Genomic DNA, 18,555 nt, shown 5'->3' with positions numbered 1-18,555 from the left:
TGGGAAATGATGTGTGGGAACATGCCTACTATCTCAAGTATCGCAATCGCCGCGCCGAATATCTCAAGGCTTGGTGGAATGTCGTCAACTGGCAAGAAATTAATCAGCGCTTAGCAATGGCAGCGAAAGCGGCATAATTAGCAGTAGAAGAGGCAGCAGGGGGACAAGGGGGACAAGGGAGAAGTTCTAAGCCACTAGCCACCAGACACTAGCCACTAACCGCTCCCGACTCCCCATTCTGACGCGGAACCCTAAAAATAGTTTTGCGTCATTGAGGGGTGGTAAGATGAACGCAGAAATTTGCTGTTGATGCAAATACTCAACTCAGTGCGATGTGGATATCTATCGTACTCGCGATCGCCAACTACTCATCTAAGATGTCTAGCTTAGGATTCGGACTAAAATGACATTGCTCGATAGCGATCTCCATCGTTCTCCATCTGCGATCGTGCTAATTCCAGTGTTTAATGATTGGGAGGCACTGGAAAGGTTGCTCTGGAGTTTGGATGAAACTTTTCTAGACCGAGATATTCGCGTAGATATCTTGATTGTAGACGATGCTTCGATCGCTCCAGCCCCCACGGAACTGAAATTTTTTAGTTTTAAAGCCATCGAGAGAGTCAATATTTTAGAACTAAAAAGAAACTTAGGGCATCAACGAGCGATCGCGATTGGTTTAGCTTACATCGCAGCAAACTTAAATTGTAAAGTCGTTGTCGTTATGGATGGAGATGGCGAAGACAATCCGCAAGATGTTCCTAGACTAATTAATTGCTGCCAAGCAGAAAGCAATGCCAAAGTTATTTTCGCTAAAAGAACTAAGCGATCGGAAACATATCTTTTCAAAGCTTTTTATCTAGTTTATAAACTCGTCTACAAACTCTTAACCGGACATCACATTCAAGTAGGAAACTTCAGCGTAATTCCATATCAACTTTTGTCTAGAATTGTGGTCATCTCCGAGATTTGGAATCACTATGCCGCTGGAATTATGCGGGCGAGAATACCATATACTGAAATTGCTACCAAGCGCAGCAACCGTTTGTTCGGACGCTCTAAAATGAACTTTGTTTCCCTGGTAACTCACGGAATCAGTTCGATTTCTGTCTATGCAGATATAGTAGGTACGAGACTGATTATTTCTGTATCTGTAATTGTGTTATTGATTCTCATATCTCTAGGTGGAATTGTATCTATTAAACTCTTCACCAGTTTAGCAATTCCTGGTTGGACATCGATCGCAGTTGGAATTCTTTGCTCGATTCTCATGCAAGCAGTCATGTTGTCGATTGTTTTTGCATTAATGATTTTAAATACTAGGAATAGTTATGGATTTATGCTTGGTCAAGACTATTATTACTTTGTTTCTAAGTTGAAAGAAGTATTTTCTAGAGAAGTTTTGTCTAAATAAGTCGATGCAAGATTACTCCTATATTGGCTCAGAATTAGAATTATTTTCTCAAGCTTATAACTGGAAAAACTATTATGGAAATCTAGTTCAAAAATACTTACAAGGTAGAGTATTGGAAGTCGGTGCAGGGATAGGCGCAACCACTGAATTTCTCTGCAAGGGTCATCAAAAAGAGTGGCTTTGCTTAGAACCAGACCCAATTCTAACGGAAAAGATCGATTTAAAAATTTCTATTGGCAGAGTGCCAGCGTGTTGTAAATCGAGAGTGGGAACCTCAGCAGATTTAGCCTCAAACGATCGCTTTGATACCATTATTTACATGGATGTTTTGGAGCATATAGAAGACGATCGCACAGAAGTGAAGACCGTGACGCAGCATTTATCAGATGGCGGTTACTTAGTCGTACTAGCTCCCGCACATCAGTGGCTATTCACGCCATTCGATCGAGCTATAGGACACTATCGACGCTATAACAAGCAAAGTTTAGCATCCACGATCCCCAGAAGCCTGAATTGTATTCAGCTGATTTATCTCGACTCCATCGGATTACTTGCCTCATTAGGCAACCGTTTCGTGTTGAAAAGTAAAACGCCGACAAAACAGCAGATACAGCTTTGGGATAAAGTCATGATACCTTTATCTAGAAACATCGATCCAATTTTGCAATATTCTTTAGGTAAATCTGTTTTAGGAATATGGCAAAAACAGAGCTGATAGACTACGAGTCTGAGGCTACACAAACTAAGTCTGTTCGAGACAACTATTCCAGCTTGCGAAGGTAGGCTTTGTTTGCGTAGCTGCGATTCCCAATCGCTGAGGTATTTTGACTGGTAGCAAAGGGTTGAAAATGAATAGCTTCAAAGTAAAAAATAAAACGATGCCAAAGGCGATTCACTTCGCGATTGCCGCAACTCAAATTGTAATTCTTATTTGCCTTTGTCTAGCATTTAGCGTTCTAGTTATTAAAGACTTTTACCACCCGCTAACAGGATTTACTGGTCCAGGACTTCCAGGCTATCCAGATTCAACTGTCAATAAAGAATATGTAGACCTGTGGGAATATACAGGTTTTTATTTTGCCAAAAACTTTGATTTTTTCCCCCTACCTCATCTAAATTTAACTAATAATCAAGCTTTCTATCCTTACGGAACCAATAGCGTGTTTCAGCCTTGGGGAATTGAGAAAGATCTATTTTACGCTGGACTTTATTCTCTATTTCAAACTGGTCCTTGGTTGCAGCTTTATTATTTACTTTCAATCGCAGTTACGGTAGTTTTAACTTTTTTCCTGCTCCGAAAAGACTACGGCTTATATCGCGCTGCTGGTGCTGGCTTTATTGCTGCTTTTTTTAACTTTTACGCGATCGCAAAATATCCTCAGCACGTCGGTTACGCAATCTTACACTGGACAATTCTCAGTTTTTTTGCTGACTTTCTCATCGTCAAACGAGTGGTGATGAGGCAACACGTATCTCTACGATTGATTCTACTTAGGGTGTGTTTGCTCGTCTTATCTCTCGGTCAAGATTTGGGATATGTTGCTGGTTATGCATTAACATCTTTTACGGTTTCTATACTTTATATTATTGCCCTCAATATTCAGAGATATTTAATTAAAAAAGAAGTCAAAATCAAAAAAATCCTGCGACTACAACTTTTAAGTTACAAAAGAGACTTCTTTACTCATCCCAAAACGAGTTTAATCTTATTAGCTATAACTGCGATCGCCAGTTATATATATCTACCTTTAGTTCTCCAAATTGGCAAAGCGGCTAAAAGTTTAAGCGATACGGGAGATTTTTATGGTGCTTGGTGGACGAATCCAGCGCGACTAATAATACCATTTTTTCCTTTTCTCAACCCAGGACAGAATTATGCCAACTTCTTTTTAGACTCAACAGAAGCTTTTTTTGATGGTAGTCCTGGTTGGTTTTTACTAATAGTAGGAACCGTAGGATTGTGGCAAGCTAGGAAACACATTGGCATCTTTGTCCCCTTACTAATTATTCTCTTACTCTGCCTGCTCTACCATCCCACTTTTCTACCAACTTTAAAAATCTTTCCTTGGTTTAGCTTTAATCGCGTTAGCGGACGTAGCACGCTAGTTTATGCCGTAATTTTTTGCATTTTTGCTTTAGGAATTAATTTAGAACATTGGCGTTCCTTCGGCAAAAAGTTTTTAGCGGTTGCATTAGTTCTACTAGCTTGTACTGAACTTTACACTGCCTATTCGTATAAAGCTTACTACCAACCCGCTTCACTAAATGAGAACTTTTACGCTTACATGAATTATATTAAGGAGCAGCCAGGGGAAGCAGTGTTAGATTTTCCCTTCTGCGTTCATGGCGGAAATGGAATTGGTCCTTGTCCTTATTATGTCTATAACAGCGGCATTTTTACCTTAAGACGATTCCATAAGAAAAAAGTGATGGGACAGTATTTCGGACGCTTACACCCATCTCAAGCAGAACCTTATATTGCAGCAGGCTGGGATAAATTACTCGCACCAGACACGCAAAAGAAAACGTCAATTCCACAAGTAAAATGTTTCCGTTCTGATGAGTGGTCATTTTTTACAGATTTTTATAAACTGAACGATTTTGCTGGAATTAATTTATATACAGATTTACTCACGAAAGACTGTACTCAAGAATTTTACGGTCGTTTTGGCGTGCCAACTATGGTGACAGAAGCACCTACGGGGGGAAGAATAGAATTTATTCCTAAATCTACTAATTGGCGACTTCAAGTTAACTCGGATTTAGGTGCTAGCTTAAAATTCCAACCTTTATTAGATAGCTCTGAAACAAATCTACTGCAAAATAGTGCGCCCTATAGTTTAAATTTAACTGGATTAGAGGGAATTACTAAAGACGCACAACAGAAAAAATTTCGTTGGGGAATAGGAGAAAAAACAGAACTGACTTTCTATTTATCTGTTCCTCAAGATTTAGTGTTGACATATAGTTTTGACAATCCGATTAGCCCTCAAGATATAATCGTAGAGATCGATGGCATACAGATAGAAAGAATTGCTCCGATTCAAGTTGGCGATCGCGTTCAACGTCAACTGAAGTTTCAAGGAATTGCCGGACAGAATACTATTACATTTAAGTATCAAAATCGCAGTTCCTTTTTTGAGGTCTTGCAGTATGCCATGAAGCATGAAAATTTAGAAATTAAACCGCTGCCACTCGAAGCACAGTACGGTAACTGGAAATCGCAGCGATCGATCCGATTTCGGCAGCTTTCAATTCAAAGAGTGAAAGAAAATAGAAGTTAGAAAGCATAAAAATTTGAATGAGGTAGATGTATTTGTAGGGGCGCACAGCCGTGCGCCCCTACAGATGTATTGCATCTAGATGGAAATCGCTATATTCGCGTGTTTCTAGAGTTTCTAACGATTATGAATTAATTTTGCGCAAATAAATACAATGACGTATACCGTGGCTTAAAGGAGTGGTAAAGTTTTCAATTTTTTCAATTTTTCCGCTCAACTTTTTTACAGTATCCTCTAAAGTTGTTTGTTCTTCTTTTGTCCAATTACCTCGATATAAAACAGCTAATCCCTCTGCTTTGAGAAAAGGTAAAGCGTAATTTGCACAAACATCAGCCGCCGCCACAGCTCTAACTAAAGCTATGTCATAATTGTTAGATTGTTGGGGTTGCTTGTTGATATTTTCAGCCCTACCAACTAAATTTTGAATATTTTGCAGGTTCATTTCAGTCATTAAAGAATTCAGAAAAGCAACTTTTTTCTGCGTAGAATCGAGTAAAGTTACCTCAGCATCAGGTAAAGCGATCGCCACAGGAATTCCAGGAAAACCAGCCCCCGTACCAATATCGATTATCTTATGTAGGGGCGGACAGCTGTGCGCCCCTACATAATTTGTTGGCAATAAAGATACAATCCCCCGCAAAGAGTCCCACAGATGCTTTTCCCAAAACTCTTCTGGTGCAGTAATGCGAGTCAAATTTAATTTTTGATTACCAATAACGATCGCTTCATAAAGCTGCTGAAATTGCACTTGTTGTGCGATACTAGGCTGCCAATTTAAAGTTTGCTGCCAAATCTCATGCATTTCCGGCAACACAGCAACACTGCGTTCTTTCATAACTTATTCCTCATAATTCCGAATTCCGTAGCTTGCTTCCCCAAAGGGGTATTCCGAATTCCGAATTCTCATGCTATTTGATGCGGTTCGATCGCCAACGGTGCTGTAGGATAAATTTCACCGTGCTGAATTGACCAACAGCGATCGGCGATCGCTAATAAATCTCCTGCATCGTGAGTTACAACTAACAGCGTCCGTTGTTGCTTAAGTTGGGATAATAAATGAACTAGCTGCCTGCGCATCGACCAATCTAAACCAGCAGTAGGCTCGTCTAATAACAGCAGTGCGGGTTTGCGAATTAACTGAACCGACATAGCCAAGCGGCGTTGCTGTCCCCCGCTGAGAACTTGTGGTGGTGTGTGTAGAGGCAAATTCTCCAAACCGACATCTGATAAAGCTTGTTTGACTCGTTCCGAACCTAATTCGGGATGTCCCAAGCGTAATTCTTCTAAAATTGTACCACCGCAGAAATGACGCTCTGGAAACTGAAATACCAATCCTGCTAACTCTTGTAAATTTTCTGGTTGTAATTCTTGCGTTCCCCAACTTACGTTACCCGCAGTTGGCGATACCAACCCCGATAAGATTTCTAATAACGTACTCTTGCCAGAACCACTAGGACCAATAATCAATCCCAACTGCTGGGGTGCTAACTCTAGGTCGATCGATTTTAAAATAGCTGTTGAACTAGCTGGGGGGTGATAAGTCAGATTTTTCAGATAAAGCATCAGTTAAATATACCAACAAACATTAACGGACATTCGGCAGCGCTAAATATACCAAGTATAATTCTGCCTAGATTCTGGCAAACAGATGTCAATACCGAGCGATAGCTGCAACTTCCCTACCGGGGATTCGTCTATTTCAGTTATCAGTTATCAGTTATCAGTAGAAAGCGACTTGTGACTTCTCCCTTGTCCTCCTTGTCCTCCTTGTCCTCCTTGTCTCAGCCCCTAACTCCTATGATCAGGCAAATCTTTAGTGCGATCGCACTTTCAACTACACTCACTCTTTACCTCATTTCTCCGACTCTGGCGCAAGATCCCTTTCGCGCTACGAATCAAAGACCGATTGGCGAAAAAACTGAAGCCGCTTTTAGAGCCATGTTCGAGCGAGGAGATTACATTTCAGCAGATCGCTATCTCAAGGCAATTTCAGGTAACGAGCAGCAAGAGCCTTTAGCTTATGCCATGAGAGCTTCCCTTGCTTACGTCCTCAACGAGGACTACAATTCTTTAGGCAACTATGGCAAAAAGACATTAGACACGGCTCGCCAACTAATATCAACAGACCCGTTGCGCGGTAATTTATACTCAGCAGTCGGTCATTTTTTATTGGGTGCATCTGCTTTGTTTCGAGAAGGGACAGTGAAGGGAACGCCGCAGGCTTTGGCAGAATTAAGGCAAGTCTACGAGTACATGGACAAAGCTGAAGCGATCTCCTCTACAGACCCCGAATTAAACTTGCTGCGGGGATACATGGACTTAATGGTATCTGTCAATCTGCCCTTTTCCAACCCAGAACAAGCAATAGGGCGCTTGCAAAGGTTTGCCGGACCTAAGTATTTATCCGAAAGGGGTGTAGCGGTTGGCTATCGAGATTTGAAAAAATTTCCCCAAGCCATAGAAGCTGTGGATAGAGCGATGAAAGCAAGTAATAGCAACCCAGAGTTGTATTATCTTAAAGGACAAATTCTTTCGACTTATGGCAATCAGCAAAAGAGTGCAGCCATGTTACAGGAATCGGTGAAGAATTTCGATTTAGCGATCGCCAAAAAAGACCAACTCCCACCCGACTTAGTCAAACAAATCGAACGAGAGAGACGCAAGGCAGCTCAACGGCTAAGTGTAGTAGCGCAGCAAAAATAGATAATGGTAATTGGTAGTTGGTAGTTGTTAGAGTTCATTTCTGATTTCTAATCTCTTTTTTGCATCCTTACTCATTACCTATTACCCATTACCCATTACCCATTACCCATTACCCAATCAAAATGCAAGTTCAATTTCGCGAATTTAACCCCTTTGATGTCTGGTTTTGGATCGAGTTTAGTAATGTACCTGCCCCAATGGAAAAGCAGTATGTTGAGGAGGTGTTTCAGTCCTGGTTTTATCTAGGAAAATTAGGTGGGTTCAATGCCGAAAATTTACAAGTTCAAGAAGAAGGATTAGATCTCAGCTACATGGAATATGACACGCAGCAGGCTGATGATAGCATGATGGCGCTGATGCACAATATGGGTGAATTTGAGTATCAGGGAACTTGGGCGCGCTGCTGGTTCGATCTAGGTACGAGCGACGCGATCGCGATCGATATTCTGATTAACTCTCTCCGGCAATTGAGTCAAGAATACGTTAGTATCGAGCGGCTATATATTGGTGGTGAAAATGAGGATTGGGCTGTAGAAGATAATGACGAAGATCGTTCTAGATTTATTTACGATGGGAATTAAAATTTCATATGCATAAACCAGGAGAAATCCGAGTTTTAGCTTTGGGAATTGTCCGTCAGGGCGATCGCGTGTTTATTTCTGAAGGTTACGATCCGGTAAAACAACAAACTTTTTATCGCGCTTTGGGTGGTGGCGTAGAGTTTGGAGAGACAAGTCTTGAAGCTCTACAACGAGAATTTCAAGAGGAACTTCAAGCAGAAATCGAGAATATAAAATACTTAGATTGTCAAGAAAATTTATTCACTTTTAACGGACAACCAGGTCATGAAATTTTATTTATTTACGAATGTGATTTTGCCGATCCAAAGTTTTATCAAATTGAAGAAATAACCTTTATGGAGAAAAAGCGCAAAAAACGCGCTCTTTGGGTGGAGTGCGATCGGTTTAGATCGGGAGAATTAAGACTTGTGCCAGAGCAATTTATCAAGTATCTGTCATAAACTTTTAAGTTTAATTCTCTTTCTGCTTTCGTTTTGTCTAGTAGCTTTCTTTGCCTCTACTCTACTCTTCGAGAAGATCTTCACCCTACGAGAAGCCACTTCGCGTCTTTGCGTCTTTGCGTGACATAAAAAATAAAACCCGCACTGGCAGGTTTTATCTATAATAATGGGCTTGCAAATAACGCCGAAATGAAGACTTAATTAGCGAAACATACTGCTCACAGAACTATCTTCGTGAATCCGCCAGATAGTTTCTCCTAACAAATTAGCTACGCAAAGCACAGTTAATTGTTGAAAACGCGCTTCTTGAGGAATGGGAATCGTATTTGTGACGATCACCTCTTCAAACAATCCGCTAGACAACCGTTCAACTGCCGGAGGTGAAAACACTGCATGGGTAGCACAAGCATACACCTGACGCGCCCCTTCTTGACGCAGCAACCGCGCTCCTTCTGAGATCGTCCCGCCAGTATCGATCATGTCATCGACTAGCACGGCTGTCTTACCAGCCACATCACCAATCACATTCAATACCTCAGCGACATTATGAGCCTGACGGCGTTTGTCAATAATCGCCAGTGGTGCATCGTCGAGTTTTTTGGCAAATGCCCGCGCCCTTGCCACACCCCCAACATCTGGGGAAACAACTACGATATCAGTTAGCTGCTTACTTGCTAAATAATCAATAATGACTGGAGAGCCATAAACGTGATCGAAGGGAATATCAAAATATCCTTGGATCTGCGCTGAATGCAAATCCATTGCCAGAACTCGGCTAGCTCCCGATTCGGTGATTAAGTTAGCTACTAACTTCGCCGTAATTGATTCCCGCCCTGCCGTTTTGCGGTCTGCCCTGGCATAGCCATAATAAGGTAGTACCGCTGTAATTTGCCTTGCCGATGCTCGCCGACAGGCATCAATCATGATTGCCAATTCCATGAAGTGATCGTTGACGGGATTGCACGTTGGTTGCAATAAATAAACATCGCAACCGCGAATCGATTCTTGAATTTGGATATACAATTCGCCGTCAGCAAATCGCTTGCGAATCATCGGACCCAAATCCATGCCCAGGTAACGAGCAACTTCCTGGGCTAAAGGTACGTTGGCAGAGCCAGAAAATAATCTCAGTCGGTTGTTATCTGCAACTGCGATCGGAGCAGGTTGCAATTTCAAAGTTGCCGATCGTAGCACGGTAATCCTCGAAGCGCGATCGCTTCCATCTTATCATTTGAGAATCGGGTGTTTCCTAGAAAAATGTCTAGAAATTTAATTATTAAGCATATATGAAATTAGTTAAAAATTTAACAATTTTTTAGTCAAATTTAGTGAAATCTTGGGAAGACCGCGATCGCTGTTATGGCGATCGGATTAAACTTACCGCTAAACCTTAAGTAGAACTACTGAAATTCCCTGCACGTAGCTCTGCCCAGCCGAGAAACCTATTTGTATGTGCTATGCGTCAATGTGTTATGTGTCAAAAATGAGATGGTAGTAGCTATAACAGGAGAGAGATCGGCAATCCTTCAACGTGGAAGCAGCAGATATAGTTAATGAAATGGCAAAATCGATGCAGAAAACCTTCGCTTGCTAACCCAAAATCAAATTCCTGCCTTTAGACATCCTGCTTGAGACTATGAATCAACCTCCCCTACAACCTCCGCTTCAGCTTGGTACTGTTCTGCAAAATCGCTATCGTGTCGATCGGGTTCTAGGTCAGGGGGGGTTTGGACGAACCTATTTGGCAGAAGATCTCGGGCGGTTTAACGAGTTGTGTGCTTTAAAAGAATTAATTCCAGCGCAGGCGGACAACTATACCTTAGAAAAGTCCCAGCAACTCTTTCAACGTGAAGCAGCAATTCTCTATCAAATTCAACATCCGCAAGTCCCACAGTTTCGCGCCACTTTTGAAGAAGATCGGCGTTTATTTTTGGTACAGGATTATGTGGCTGGGAAAACCTATAGAACCTTATTAGACGAATATCAGGCTAACGGGCAAACTTTTTCCGAAGCAGAGGTTTTCCATCTACTCAAACAACTACTACCCGTTCTCGCCCACATTCACGCGCGTGGTATTATCCATCGCGATATTTCTCCAGATAATATTATTTTACGGGAAAGCGATGCTAAACCCGTTTTAATTGATTTTGGTGTCGTTAAGGAGCTAGCGACCCGCTTTCAGTCCTCCAATAGTACTCCAGCTCAAGCAACCACAGTCGGTAAACTAGGTTATGCTCCCAGCGAACAAATTCAAACTGGCAGAGCTTATCCTAGCAGCGACCTCTATGCCTTAGCCGTAACCGTAGTCGTATTGCTGACAGGTCGAGAGCCACAGGAATTATTTGACGATCTCACGTTAGTCTGGCACTGGCAGCGATGGGCGACAGTTATGCCTGGATTTGCTCAGATATTAAACCGAATGTTAAGTTACAAGCCAAACGATCGCTACCAAAATGTAGCCGAAGTCGCTAAAGCGCTGCAAGCGATCGAACCCCAAATTGCTCAGTCGCCTGCCGCACTTGCTACGCCAACACCCTCACTCAACCAATCGCCAGTTATATACAGTCAGGCGCTTAATTTAGTCCCTGGTAGCAGCAGCGACGTTACAGGTAGCCTGAGAGCTAACGTTACGGTTAACTACACGTTTGTTGCCGAACGAGGGCAACAACTGAGTGCGGCATTGGCACAAGAAGGGGTGTTACTTACAGTATTAGGTCCAGATAAACAAGCGATCGCCGATGCCAGCCAGGTGACGAGCTATCAAGGTACGCTACCATCAACCGGAATCTACACGGTTCAACTGACTCCCGCGCCTGGTGTTGATGAAAGTCAATACCAACTCAATTTGAGTTTGGCAAGTGCAGTTACACCCACACCCACACCTACACTACCTGCCGCATCTCCGGCTAGTCCTACAGTAGAGGTTCCTACGGCTGAAACAGAAACAATTAACTTTGCCGAGGGACAGAGTAGAACGCAGGTGTCAGGTCGTACCAGCAGGCAGCAAATTCAGCGCTATTTGGTCAATTTGGAAGAAGGACAGCAGTTATCGGTCATTGTGACGCGAGGAGCAGTAACCTTGGACGTGCGCGATCCCGATGGCAATGTATTGAAGGGAAGAAATGAATTCCATTGGCAAGGGCGAGTCAAGCGTAGCGGACAATATCAGATAGATGTCGTGCCACTGGCTAATAACGAGGTTGAGTTTGGGGTGAATGTGGGGGTGTATAAGTAGGCAAAGTCAAAAGTCAAAAGTCAAAAGTTAAAAGTTAAAAGTTCTGAGCCTGGTAACGTAGGAATGTAAAGATGTTACACGAAATGTCTCTACAATCCAAAATCTCAAATCTCAAATCTCAAATGGTAATTCTGATCGCAGGGACTGATACGGAAGTTGGCAAAACAGTTCTGACTACGGCTTTGACTGCCTACGGGCAGAAATATCAGCCTCAGCGTGCTGTGGGTGTGATGAAGTTGATGCAAGCAGGAGTGGGCGATCGCGAGTTGTATACTAGTCTATTCTCCCTCGACCAATCACCCCAAGAAATTGCCCCGCTCTATTTTGACGCACCCCTTGCCCCACCTGTAGCCGCCGCGAAAGAAGGGAGAGATATCGATTTAGGTGTTGTTTGGCAAGCTTTACAAAGTCTGCAAGCAAGAAAGGATTGGGTGATTGTCGAAGCTTTAGGCGGTTTGGGTACGCCTGTAACTCAGGAGCTAACTGTTGCCGATTTAGCTGCTTCCTGGCGCTTGCCAACGGTGTTAGTAGTTCCGGTAAAATTGGGGGCGATCGCTCAATCTGTGGCAAATGTCGCCCTAGCAAAGTTATCTCGGATCGATTTGCGCGGCATCGTGCTTAATTGTACCCAGCCGCGTTCTGAGACAGAAATTGCTGAATTGACACCAACGGATTTAATTCAATCTCTGACAAATATTCCTATATTGGGTTGTTTACCTTATTTAGAAGATCCGCAAGATTTAGATAAATTAGCTCAAATAGCTTCGGATTTGGATTTAGAAAGGTTGATGCCTTTGGTAATGGGTAATTGGTAGTTGGCAATTCGGATTTTACTGCTCAAATCTAGGTAAGAAGTATGAGTGAAGCCATGAATCAACAATAGCCACTATCACCGATTTTTGTTAAAACAATTAGCATCGCATTGTGACAATATTCTTGAAATTGGCTGCGGTACTGGTAATTTATCTCGCCTTTTAGCTCAACGTGCTGATAGAGTTACTGCTATCGATCTATCTCCTAAAATGATAGAAATTGCAAAACAGCAATCTCAAGATTACGCAAATATAGATTTTCAGGTAGCTGATATTTTGACATGGGAGTTTCCAGCTAAGCAATTTGATGCAATTGTTTCCATTGCAACCTTTCATCATTTGCCTATAGAAAGATTACTACCCAAGCTGAAGATAGCGTTGACATCTGGTGGAAAGTTGGTTGTTATAGATTTATTAGACAATGAAGGCATACAAGGCATTTTAAACGATTCAATCACCATTCCGCTAAACTGGATATTTCATGCCTTCAAAAACAGAAACAATAAACCAACAATAGAAGCTAGAACAGTCTGGAAAGAACATCTTCGTACAGATAAATATTTGACGCGATCGCAAGTACAATATATTTATAAAAATTCGCTAACGGGAGCAAATATTAAAGTACACTTATTTTGGCATTATTCAATAGTTTGGGAAAAATTATAGCAGTAGGGAAACACTAAACAGATGACAGCAAAACAGTTTAAAATCGTCATTGAAAAACATTCTGACGGATATGTTGCCTATCCTATCGGGATTGTAGGTGCAATTGTTGGACAAGGAGAGACTTATGAAGAAGCTTTAGCAGATGTGAAGTCAGCTATTACTTGTTATATTGAAATTTTTGGCGAGACAATGCTAGACGATGCTCCTGTAGAAATTTTTGTTACTGAGGCAGAGGTTGCTGTTTAATGGCAAAATTCCCAGTAGATGCTCCTAAAAGACGAGTAATTAGAGCTTTTGAATTACTGGGTTTTCGTATAGTTCGCGAACGAGAACATATTGTCATGACGAGAAATAATTCAGATGGAACTCAAACGCCACTTGTGATGCCAAACCAGCCACAAATTAAAAGCGGTACTTTGAGAGCTATCTGTACTCAAATCGGTATTTCCCGCGAAGAGTTTTTGAGGACATACAATCAAAGCTAGGATAGCATTTGTTCTATTTTGCTCAAGGTAATTAACAAAGCGATCGCGTTCAAAATGCTGCAACAGAAACTGATAACTGAATAACTGTCAACTATCAACTGATATCTGACAACTGATAACTGATAACTGTCAAATGTGGCTCAAGCCTATATGCATGAACGCTCCCAGTGCTAAGCTAACCAGAGAAGCGATCGCAATCAACCAAAAACTCTGACGACTGCTCCAGCGCGTGGCTTGAACGTCTAACCTAACTAGCATACTCGCAGACAAGACGACGAGGATATGAACGAAAATATGCAGCCAGGTAATGATGACAACGCTAAAAAAAGCGATCGTCACAGCAACTAAAAAAGCCTTGCTATCAGATTTAAAACAACTCGCAAAGCCGTCTCTGACTTTCGACCACGGAGAGGACACGGCAACAGCTAGTAGCACAGTTGCTACAGCAGCGAGTATCCATAATATCCAGTGACTTTCGAGCGCAGATAGCTGCCAACCGATAATACCATAAGTGGCTAGCAGCAAAGCTAGAGAAATCCAGGGAAACTTTTTAATTGCGATCGCATTACGTCTCATTTTAGGGAAAATTACTCAGATATATATTTTCTCACCTAGTTTCCTGCTATGGGCGATCGATCTTTACTGGTATTGTGATGCAAGCGAGCAAATTTTTGGTATGATTTACAAAAATTAATAAGATTTGATTGACAAATCGCAAAGATTACAGTGCAAGAACAAAATCTGTTGTTTCTACATCATCGCCTGGCAGTGGCAAAACCACTCGCGCCTATATAGAAGCCTAGTCCAGAAGTGTAGCCCAAAAGTACAGTTAGAGCTATGGGCAACAGTACCTACGATTGCTCCCGATTATGACTGACCAAATTGTGACTTGCCAAATTGTGACTTGCCGAACTGTGTCAGTAAAACCTCTCCCAGCGTCCCGTTGAATTAAGGAATTCTCATGAACCAACTTGTTAGAGCTGAACGCATCTGCTTAATTGGTCATATTGCATCAAAAGCCTTTGGACTAGCAGGATTATTGCTAGTCGTGCCTCATGCTGAAGCGATTTTAAGCGCGATCGCCGCTTCAGGACAAAACGTTTTCCAGTGGAGCGTAGAGCGATCGATGGCAGGGGGTGGAGTGATCGATATCCTGTTTGGATTAATTGCCGTCTCCATTTATGCCTATCGAACGCTAGGAATAAAACTGTGGTTGACGTTTATGCTGCCAGCAGTGTGTATTTCTTTAAGCAGTGAATTACTGGGAACGGGTACGGGCTTTCCCTTTGGAGACTACAGCTACTTGAGTGGCTTGGGTTATAAAATTGCTGGGTTAGTGCCATTTACCATTCCCTTATCTTGGTTCTATATGGGGCTTTCGGCTTACCTGATCGCGCGGGTAGCCCTACAAACAGTAAAACCGATGTGGCTGCGTCATGTGGGAGCTGTGCTGTTAGGCGCGATGCTATTTACCTCATGGGATTTTGCCCTCGAACCAGCCATGAGTCAGACGAGCTTCCCTTTCTGGTATTGGCATCAACCAGGGGCTTTCTTTGGCACGCCGTATCAAAACTATGCTGGTTGGTTCGGTACGAGCGCCCTATTTATGGCAGTCGCTGCCTTTCTGTGGGGCAAAGTGTCGCTGCAACTCAAGCGATCGCAATTGAACATTCCTTTGGTGGTATACCTTAGTAATGTTGCCTTCGCAGCAGGGATTAGCTTAGCAGGGGGATACTGGCTACCTGTGTCCTTAAGCATCATTTTTGGAGTCATACCCGCCCTACTACTATGGTGGATGGCGCAACCAAATGTGACAAAACCTGCAATGGAAGAGACCCACGGTATGAGTGTCGCTCCTGTAGAAGTGGCACTGAAGTAGAAACAACTGGCTACTAGCTAAATATTTATCGTGAATAGCTATTCGCTGGACAATCTGGAGAGCAATTTATCCTGTGGCTGACTGGTCGAACTTAATCAACGGAATATTTCTCGGTCTGTTGCTGCTGCAAGTGCCAGCAGCGGCAATTTTACTATCACGCCTGCTGAAAGGTCCCAGTCGCCATCCTCCCCTGATCCCCCGCACTCCTACACCAGATATGCTAGGTAGCGTCAGTGTAGTCGTGCCGACGCTGAATGAAGCGGAACGGATTAATCCCTGTTTGGCAGGATTGAGTCGGCAAAGTTACGAAGTCCGAGAAATTGCGATCGTCGATAGTAACTCTCAGGATGGGACGAGGGAATTAGTTAAAGCCGCCCAACAGCAAGACCCTCGATTTCAGCTGATGACCGATGACCCCCTCCCTCCAAACTGGGTGGGTAGACCTTGGGCGTTACACAACGGTTTTTTGCAGACTTCAGAACAGAGCAAGTGGTTTTTGGGCGTAGATGCAGATACTCAACCGCAACCAGGTTTAGTTGCGAGTTTAGTCCAAACAGCGGAAACTGAGGGTTACGATCTGGTGTCACTCTCGCCTCAGTTCATTCTGAAGTATCCCGGCGAAAGTTGGTTGCAACCAGCATTGTTAATGACGCTGTTATATCGCTTCGATTCTGCTGGTGTGGATGCTCAGGTAGCAGAACGAGTGATGGCGAACGGGCAATGTTTTTTATGTCGTCGTTCTGTGCTGGCAACTGTAGGCGGCTATACGAGTGCGAGAAATTCATTTTGCGATGATGTTACCTTAGCCAGAAATATTGCTGCTAGCGGCTTCAAGGTAGGGTTTCTCGATGGAGCCAAGGTATTCAAAGTCCGCATGTATGAGGGAGCCAGGGAAACTTGGCAAGAGTGGGGGCGATCGCTCGATCTTAAAGATGCTTCCCCCGCCGCTCAACTCTGGTGCGATCTGTGGCTGCTGTTTTCAGTGCAAGCCCTGCCTTTGCTAGTTCTATCGAGCTATTTCCTACTCCCGATTCCCGACTCCCTAGTACGGGCGCACAGCTATGCACCCCTACCGACTCCCTCCCTCTTATTGGGACTCAATGCTTTCCTACTGGCGATCCGCTTCGCCCTCTTGTTTGCGATCGCCCCTTCCTACGATCGCAGCCAAGCTAAGGGAGGTTGGTTATTTTGGTTGTCTCCCTTAGCCGATCCGCTAGCGGTGTTGAGAATTTTCCTCTCGGCGTTTCGCACTCCTACTCAGTGGCGTGGTCGGAGTTATCATCAGGATTAATTGCATCGGCGCGTTCTAATTCCCAAAGAATTTGGTTGCCTTCTCGCCGCACGCGAGAGACAATCCAGTTGCGCCAACGCCATTCTTCACCTCGGCTGGTGACGGCGCTAGCGTGGACATCCATCAAATCTGCTAGTTCGGAACTGGTAATCAGATAGCCTTTAGTGGCAATTTCATCGGCACTCCGCAGTGTTTCTAATAGATTGCGGAGTTGAGCCACCCTGACTTCGCGGGGTAATTCTTCGTTGCTGATAGAGGAAGGAGTAGACGAATCGATCATAGAAGTGTTTGAGGCAAGGTGGCTATTTGTATTTGACTTGTCAATTATCAGATCGTTGCTGGAAAAATCAGCTACTTCTGATACAGGGGCGAGAAAATTTGGAGCGTCGGTAGCTTCGGAGTTGGAGGCGGATTGCTGCTGCAAATGAGGTGGTTTCCCACTAGCGAAAGCACGGGCGATCGCGTCACAGCGCTCGTTGCCGATGATACCAGCATGACCGCGAACGTGTCGCCACTCTATAGACGGATAATTGAGTCGATCTAGCGTTTCCCACAGGTCTTGGTTGAGGACGGGTTTGCCTTGGGCAGTTTTCCAGCCTTTCTTTTTCCATCCTTTGACCCACTTGGTGACACCGTTGATTAAGTATTCGCTGTCTGTATGGATAGTAACGGCGGATGGATGGCTGGATTCTGCAATGAGCTGAAGGGCTGCGATCGCCGCTTGCATTTCCATCCGGTTGTTAGTCGTTTGAGCGGCACTACCACCGATTTCGTGCAGTGAACCATCAGTAAAATAGACAACAGCAGCCCAGCCACCGGGACCGGGATTGCCCGTACAGGCTCCATCTGTATAGATGCTTTGGATGTTAGCAGATATCGGCATGGATGAGAGAGCAAACCATGAAAATGCAAAGGAAAGCGACTTATTACGTTAGCACAATAAAATTATCTGTGTAGTAACGCTCGGCGAGTCAAACTAGGTAAGGGTAGGATACTGATGATGATTCTATGAGCGTAGGGCAATAGATTTTCTTAATTTCTGTGTGAGGGCGATCGCATTTTTTGGAGTTGTTAAATGGGGAAAAGTCCTCATAAGAGAGAATAAAAAATAACGATTTTTATCCTAAATCAACCGTGTCTTCCCTCATTATTAGAACATTTTTGACTTTATTTGTCGTCATCGACCCCATCGGCTTAGCACCGATTTTCGTCACTTTAGCCGGAAATCGTGCTTCTCACGAGCAAATTAAGATCGCCCGAAAAGCAGTTTTAGTCGCTGGCGGAATTGTATTAGCTTTTGCTTTAGTAGGTTCTCTATTACTGAGTTACTTACACATCAGTATTGAAGCTTTTCAGGTTGCAGCTGGGGTATTACTATTTAAAATTGCGGTAGACATGGTATTTGCGCAACGGGAACGGGAAACAGAAGCAGAAGAAAAAGAGGCACAGCTCAGACAAGATATCAGCGTTTTTCCCCTAGCAATTCCGCTCATTGCTGGTCCCGGTACTTTGGCTAGCGTACTGATTTTGGTGAATGAGGCTAGCTCCTATACTCTCGGTTTAGTTATTGTATTAGCGATCGCCGCAGTTGTACTGTTAACTGCCTATATTTTTCTCTGTCTGTCGCCCCGTTTAGCACGAATTTTAGGACAAACGGGAGTGAATGTCATCACGCGGGTTTTGGGAGTCTTACTAGCAGCTTTAGCCGTACAGTATATTGCCAATGGGATTATTGTTTTGCTCAGAAGTGCTTTGAATAATTCTTAAATTA

At 43.3% G+C, this 18,555-nt stretch carries 20 protein-coding genes; 15 read left to right on the top strand and 5 right to left on the bottom strand.

Going from position 1 to position 18,555, the window contains the following annotated elements; genetic code table 11:
• The 4 genes from C7Y66_RS00560 to C7Y66_RS00545 all read left to right on the top strand — a co-directional run.
• Positions 1–137: Fe-Mn family superoxide dismutase (locus C7Y66_RS00560; protein ID WP_233222463.1), on the top strand; the 137-nt coding region annotated here is incomplete at its 5' end.
• A 266-nt stretch (positions 138–403) separates the two neighbouring features.
• The gene (locus C7Y66_RS00555; protein ID WP_106544083.1) at positions 404–1,411 is read left to right on the top strand and encodes a glycosyltransferase; all 1,008 of its coding nucleotides are present in this window, start codon (positions 404–406) and stop codon (positions 1,409–1,411) included.
• Between the two features lie 4 nt (positions 1,412–1,415).
• Positions 1,416–2,126, top strand: coding sequence for a bifunctional 2-polyprenyl-6-hydroxyphenol methylase/3-demethylubiquinol 3-O-methyltransferase UbiG (locus tag C7Y66_RS00550; RefSeq protein ID WP_106544082.1), 711 nt, complete (start codon positions 1,416–1,418; stop codon positions 2,124–2,126).
• Between the two features lie 163 nt (positions 2,127–2,289).
• Positions 2,290–4,695, top strand: coding sequence for a hypothetical protein (locus tag C7Y66_RS00545; protein ID WP_233222462.1), 2,406 nt, complete (start codon positions 2,290–2,292; stop codon positions 4,693–4,695).
• A 121-nt stretch (positions 4,696–4,816) separates the two neighbouring features.
• Here the strand turns inward: C7Y66_RS00545 and rsmG are convergent, their stop codons facing one another.
• Together rsmG and C7Y66_RS00535 are read right to left on the bottom strand one after the other, a co-directional pair.
• Positions 4,817–5,527 carry a 16S rRNA (guanine(527)-N(7))-methyltransferase RsmG gene (rsmG, locus tag C7Y66_RS00540; protein ID WP_106544081.1) on the bottom strand — a complete coding sequence of 237 codons (711 nt, stop codon included), beginning with the start codon at positions 5,525–5,527 and terminating at the stop codon, positions 4,817–4,819.
• Positions 5,528–5,595: 68 nt separating this feature from the next.
• Complete coding sequence (locus tag C7Y66_RS00535; RefSeq protein ID WP_015152609.1) at positions 5,596–6,255, bottom strand: ABC transporter ATP-binding protein; 660 nt, start codon at positions 6,253–6,255, stop codon at positions 5,596–5,598.
• A 234-nt stretch (positions 6,256–6,489) separates the two neighbouring features.
• On the opposite strand from C7Y66_RS00535, the gene C7Y66_RS00530 reads away from it, so the two are divergent.
• From C7Y66_RS00530 to C7Y66_RS00520, 3 genes are all read left to right on the top strand, one after another.
• On the top strand, positions 6,490–7,395 hold the full coding sequence (locus C7Y66_RS00530; protein ID WP_106544080.1) for a Sll0314/Alr1548 family TPR repeat-containing protein: 906 nt from the start codon (positions 6,490–6,492) through the stop codon (positions 7,393–7,395).
• Positions 7,396–7,517: 122 nt separating this feature from the next.
• Entirely contained in the window at positions 7,518–7,976 is a 459-nt protein-coding gene (locus tag C7Y66_RS00525) for a DUF3531 family protein (protein WP_106544079.1), read from the top strand.
• Between the two features lie 8 nt (positions 7,977–7,984).
• Positions 7,985–8,416: an NUDIX hydrolase gene (locus C7Y66_RS00520; RefSeq protein WP_106544078.1), complete on the top strand. Its 432-nt coding sequence runs from the start codon at positions 7,985–7,987 to the stop codon at positions 8,414–8,416.
• Between the two features lie 201 nt (positions 8,417–8,617).
• Here C7Y66_RS00520 and C7Y66_RS00515 read toward each other — a convergent pair whose 3' ends face one another.
• Positions 8,618–9,610 carry a ribose-phosphate pyrophosphokinase gene (locus tag C7Y66_RS00515; RefSeq protein WP_015152605.1) on the bottom strand — a complete coding sequence of 331 codons (993 nt, stop codon included), beginning with the start codon at positions 9,608–9,610 and terminating at the stop codon, positions 8,618–8,620.
• Between the two features lie 442 nt (positions 9,611–10,052).
• Here C7Y66_RS00515 and C7Y66_RS00510 point away from each other — a divergent pair, with 442 nt between their 5' ends.
• From C7Y66_RS00510 to C7Y66_RS00490, 5 genes are all read left to right on the top strand, one after another.
• Positions 10,053–11,651: a serine/threonine-protein kinase gene (locus tag C7Y66_RS00510; protein ID WP_106544077.1), complete on the top strand. Its 1,599-nt coding sequence runs from the start codon at positions 10,053–10,055 to the stop codon at positions 11,649–11,651.
• 71 nt (positions 11,652–11,722) lie between these two features.
• Entirely contained in the window at positions 11,723–12,466 is a 744-nt protein-coding gene (gene bioD / locus C7Y66_RS00505) for a dethiobiotin synthase (protein WP_233222461.1), read from the top strand.
• 84 nt (positions 12,467–12,550) lie between these two features.
• Entirely contained in the window at positions 12,551–13,129 is a 579-nt protein-coding gene (locus C7Y66_RS00500) for a trans-aconitate 2-methyltransferase (RefSeq protein ID WP_106544076.1), read from the top strand.
• Between the two features lie 21 nt (positions 13,130–13,150).
• Positions 13,151–13,375: a type II toxin-antitoxin system HicB family antitoxin gene (locus C7Y66_RS00495; RefSeq protein ID WP_015152601.1), complete on the top strand. Its 225-nt coding sequence runs from the start codon at positions 13,151–13,153 to the stop codon at positions 13,373–13,375.
• Positions 13,375–13,614 (top strand): type II toxin-antitoxin system HicA family toxin, encoded by a 240-nt coding sequence (locus C7Y66_RS00490; RefSeq protein ID WP_015152600.1) that lies wholly within the window; start codon positions 13,375–13,377, stop codon positions 13,612–13,614. The genes C7Y66_RS00495 and C7Y66_RS00490 overlap by 1 nt, the downstream gene beginning before the upstream one ends.
• 129 nt (positions 13,615–13,743) lie before the next feature.
• Here the strand turns inward: C7Y66_RS00490 and C7Y66_RS00485 are convergent, their stop codons facing one another.
• A complete protein-coding gene (locus C7Y66_RS00485; RefSeq protein WP_106544075.1) occupies positions 13,744–14,190 on the bottom strand; it encodes a hypothetical protein in 447 nt (148 codons plus the stop codon).
• A gap of 385 nt (positions 14,191–14,575) precedes the next feature.
• On the opposite strand from C7Y66_RS00485, the gene cruF reads away from it, so the two are divergent.
• Both cruF and cruG read left to right on the top strand, forming a co-directional pair.
• Positions 14,576–15,493, top strand: coding sequence for a gamma-carotene 1'-hydroxylase CruF (cruF, locus tag C7Y66_RS00480; protein WP_015152598.1), 918 nt, complete (start codon positions 14,576–14,578; stop codon positions 15,491–15,493).
• Between the two features lie 73 nt (positions 15,494–15,566).
• On the top strand, positions 15,567–16,784 hold the full coding sequence (gene cruG, locus C7Y66_RS00475; protein ID WP_106167811.1) for a 2'-O-glycosyltransferase CruG: 1,218 nt from the start codon (positions 15,567–15,569) through the stop codon (positions 16,782–16,784).
• On the opposite strand, the gene rnhA is transcribed toward cruG, so the two are convergent.
• Positions 16,747–17,667, bottom strand: coding sequence for a ribonuclease HI (rnhA, locus tag C7Y66_RS00470; protein WP_106544074.1), 921 nt, complete (start codon positions 17,665–17,667; stop codon positions 16,747–16,749). The two genes, cruG and rnhA, sit on opposite strands and share 38 nt — an antisense overlap.
• A gap of 251 nt (positions 17,668–17,918) precedes the next feature.
• On the opposite strand from rnhA, the gene C7Y66_RS00465 reads away from it, so the two are divergent.
• The gene (locus C7Y66_RS00465; RefSeq protein ID WP_106544073.1) at positions 17,919–18,551 is read left to right on the top strand and encodes a MarC family protein; all 633 of its coding nucleotides are present in this window, start codon (positions 17,919–17,921) and stop codon (positions 18,549–18,551) included.
• Positions 18,552–18,555 lie beyond the last annotated feature (4 nt).

This window comes from Chroococcidiopsis sp. CCALA 051, assembly GCF_003015105.1.
In the GTDB taxonomy this organism is placed as follows: domain Bacteria; phylum Cyanobacteriota; class Cyanobacteriia; order Cyanobacteriales; family Chroococcidiopsidaceae; genus Chroococcidiopsis; species Chroococcidiopsis thermalis.
Note: the sequence above shows the minus strand (reverse complement) of the source record. Positions and strands in the feature narration are given on the sequence as shown.

Excerpts from the sequence above, each read along its gene's own strand:
- C7Y66_RS00555 (WP_106544083.1), top strand. The coding sequence starts at position 404 with ATGACATTGCTCGATAGCGATCTCCATCGTTCTCCATCTGCGATCGTG.
- C7Y66_RS00550 (WP_106544082.1), top strand. The coding sequence starts at position 1,416 with ATGCAAGATTACTCCTATATTGGCTCAGAATTAGAATTATTTTCTCAA.
- C7Y66_RS00545 (WP_233222462.1), top strand. The coding sequence starts at position 2,290 with ATGCCAAAGGCGATTCACTTCGCGATTGCCGCAACTCAAATTGTAATT.
- rsmG (WP_106544081.1), bottom strand. The coding sequence starts at position 5,527 with ATGAAAGAACGCAGTGTTGCTGTGTTGCCGGAAATGCATGAGATTTGG.
- C7Y66_RS00535 (WP_015152609.1), bottom strand. The coding sequence starts at position 6,255 with ATGCTTTATCTGAAAAATCTGACTTATCACCCCCCAGCTAGTTCAACA.
- C7Y66_RS00530 (WP_106544080.1), top strand. The coding sequence starts at position 6,490 with ATGATCAGGCAAATCTTTAGTGCGATCGCACTTTCAACTACACTCACT.
- C7Y66_RS00525 (WP_106544079.1), top strand. The coding sequence starts at position 7,518 with ATGCAAGTTCAATTTCGCGAATTTAACCCCTTTGATGTCTGGTTTTGG.
- C7Y66_RS00520 (WP_106544078.1), top strand. The coding sequence starts at position 7,985 with ATGCATAAACCAGGAGAAATCCGAGTTTTAGCTTTGGGAATTGTCCGT.
- C7Y66_RS00510 (WP_106544077.1), top strand. The coding sequence starts at position 10,053 with ATGAATCAACCTCCCCTACAACCTCCGCTTCAGCTTGGTACTGTTCTG.
- bioD (WP_233222461.1), top strand. The coding sequence starts at position 11,723 with ATGTTACACGAAATGTCTCTACAATCCAAAATCTCAAATCTCAAATCT.
- C7Y66_RS00495 (WP_015152601.1), top strand. The coding sequence starts at position 13,151 with ATGACAGCAAAACAGTTTAAAATCGTCATTGAAAAACATTCTGACGGA.
- C7Y66_RS00490 (WP_015152600.1), top strand. The coding sequence starts at position 13,375 with ATGGCAAAATTCCCAGTAGATGCTCCTAAAAGACGAGTAATTAGAGCT.
- C7Y66_RS00485 (WP_106544075.1), bottom strand. The coding sequence starts at position 14,190 with ATGAGACGTAATGCGATCGCAATTAAAAAGTTTCCCTGGATTTCTCTA.
- cruF (WP_015152598.1), top strand. The coding sequence starts at position 14,576 with ATGAACCAACTTGTTAGAGCTGAACGCATCTGCTTAATTGGTCATATT.
- rnhA (WP_106544074.1), bottom strand. The coding sequence starts at position 17,667 with ATGCCGATATCTGCTAACATCCAAAGCATCTATACAGATGGAGCCTGT.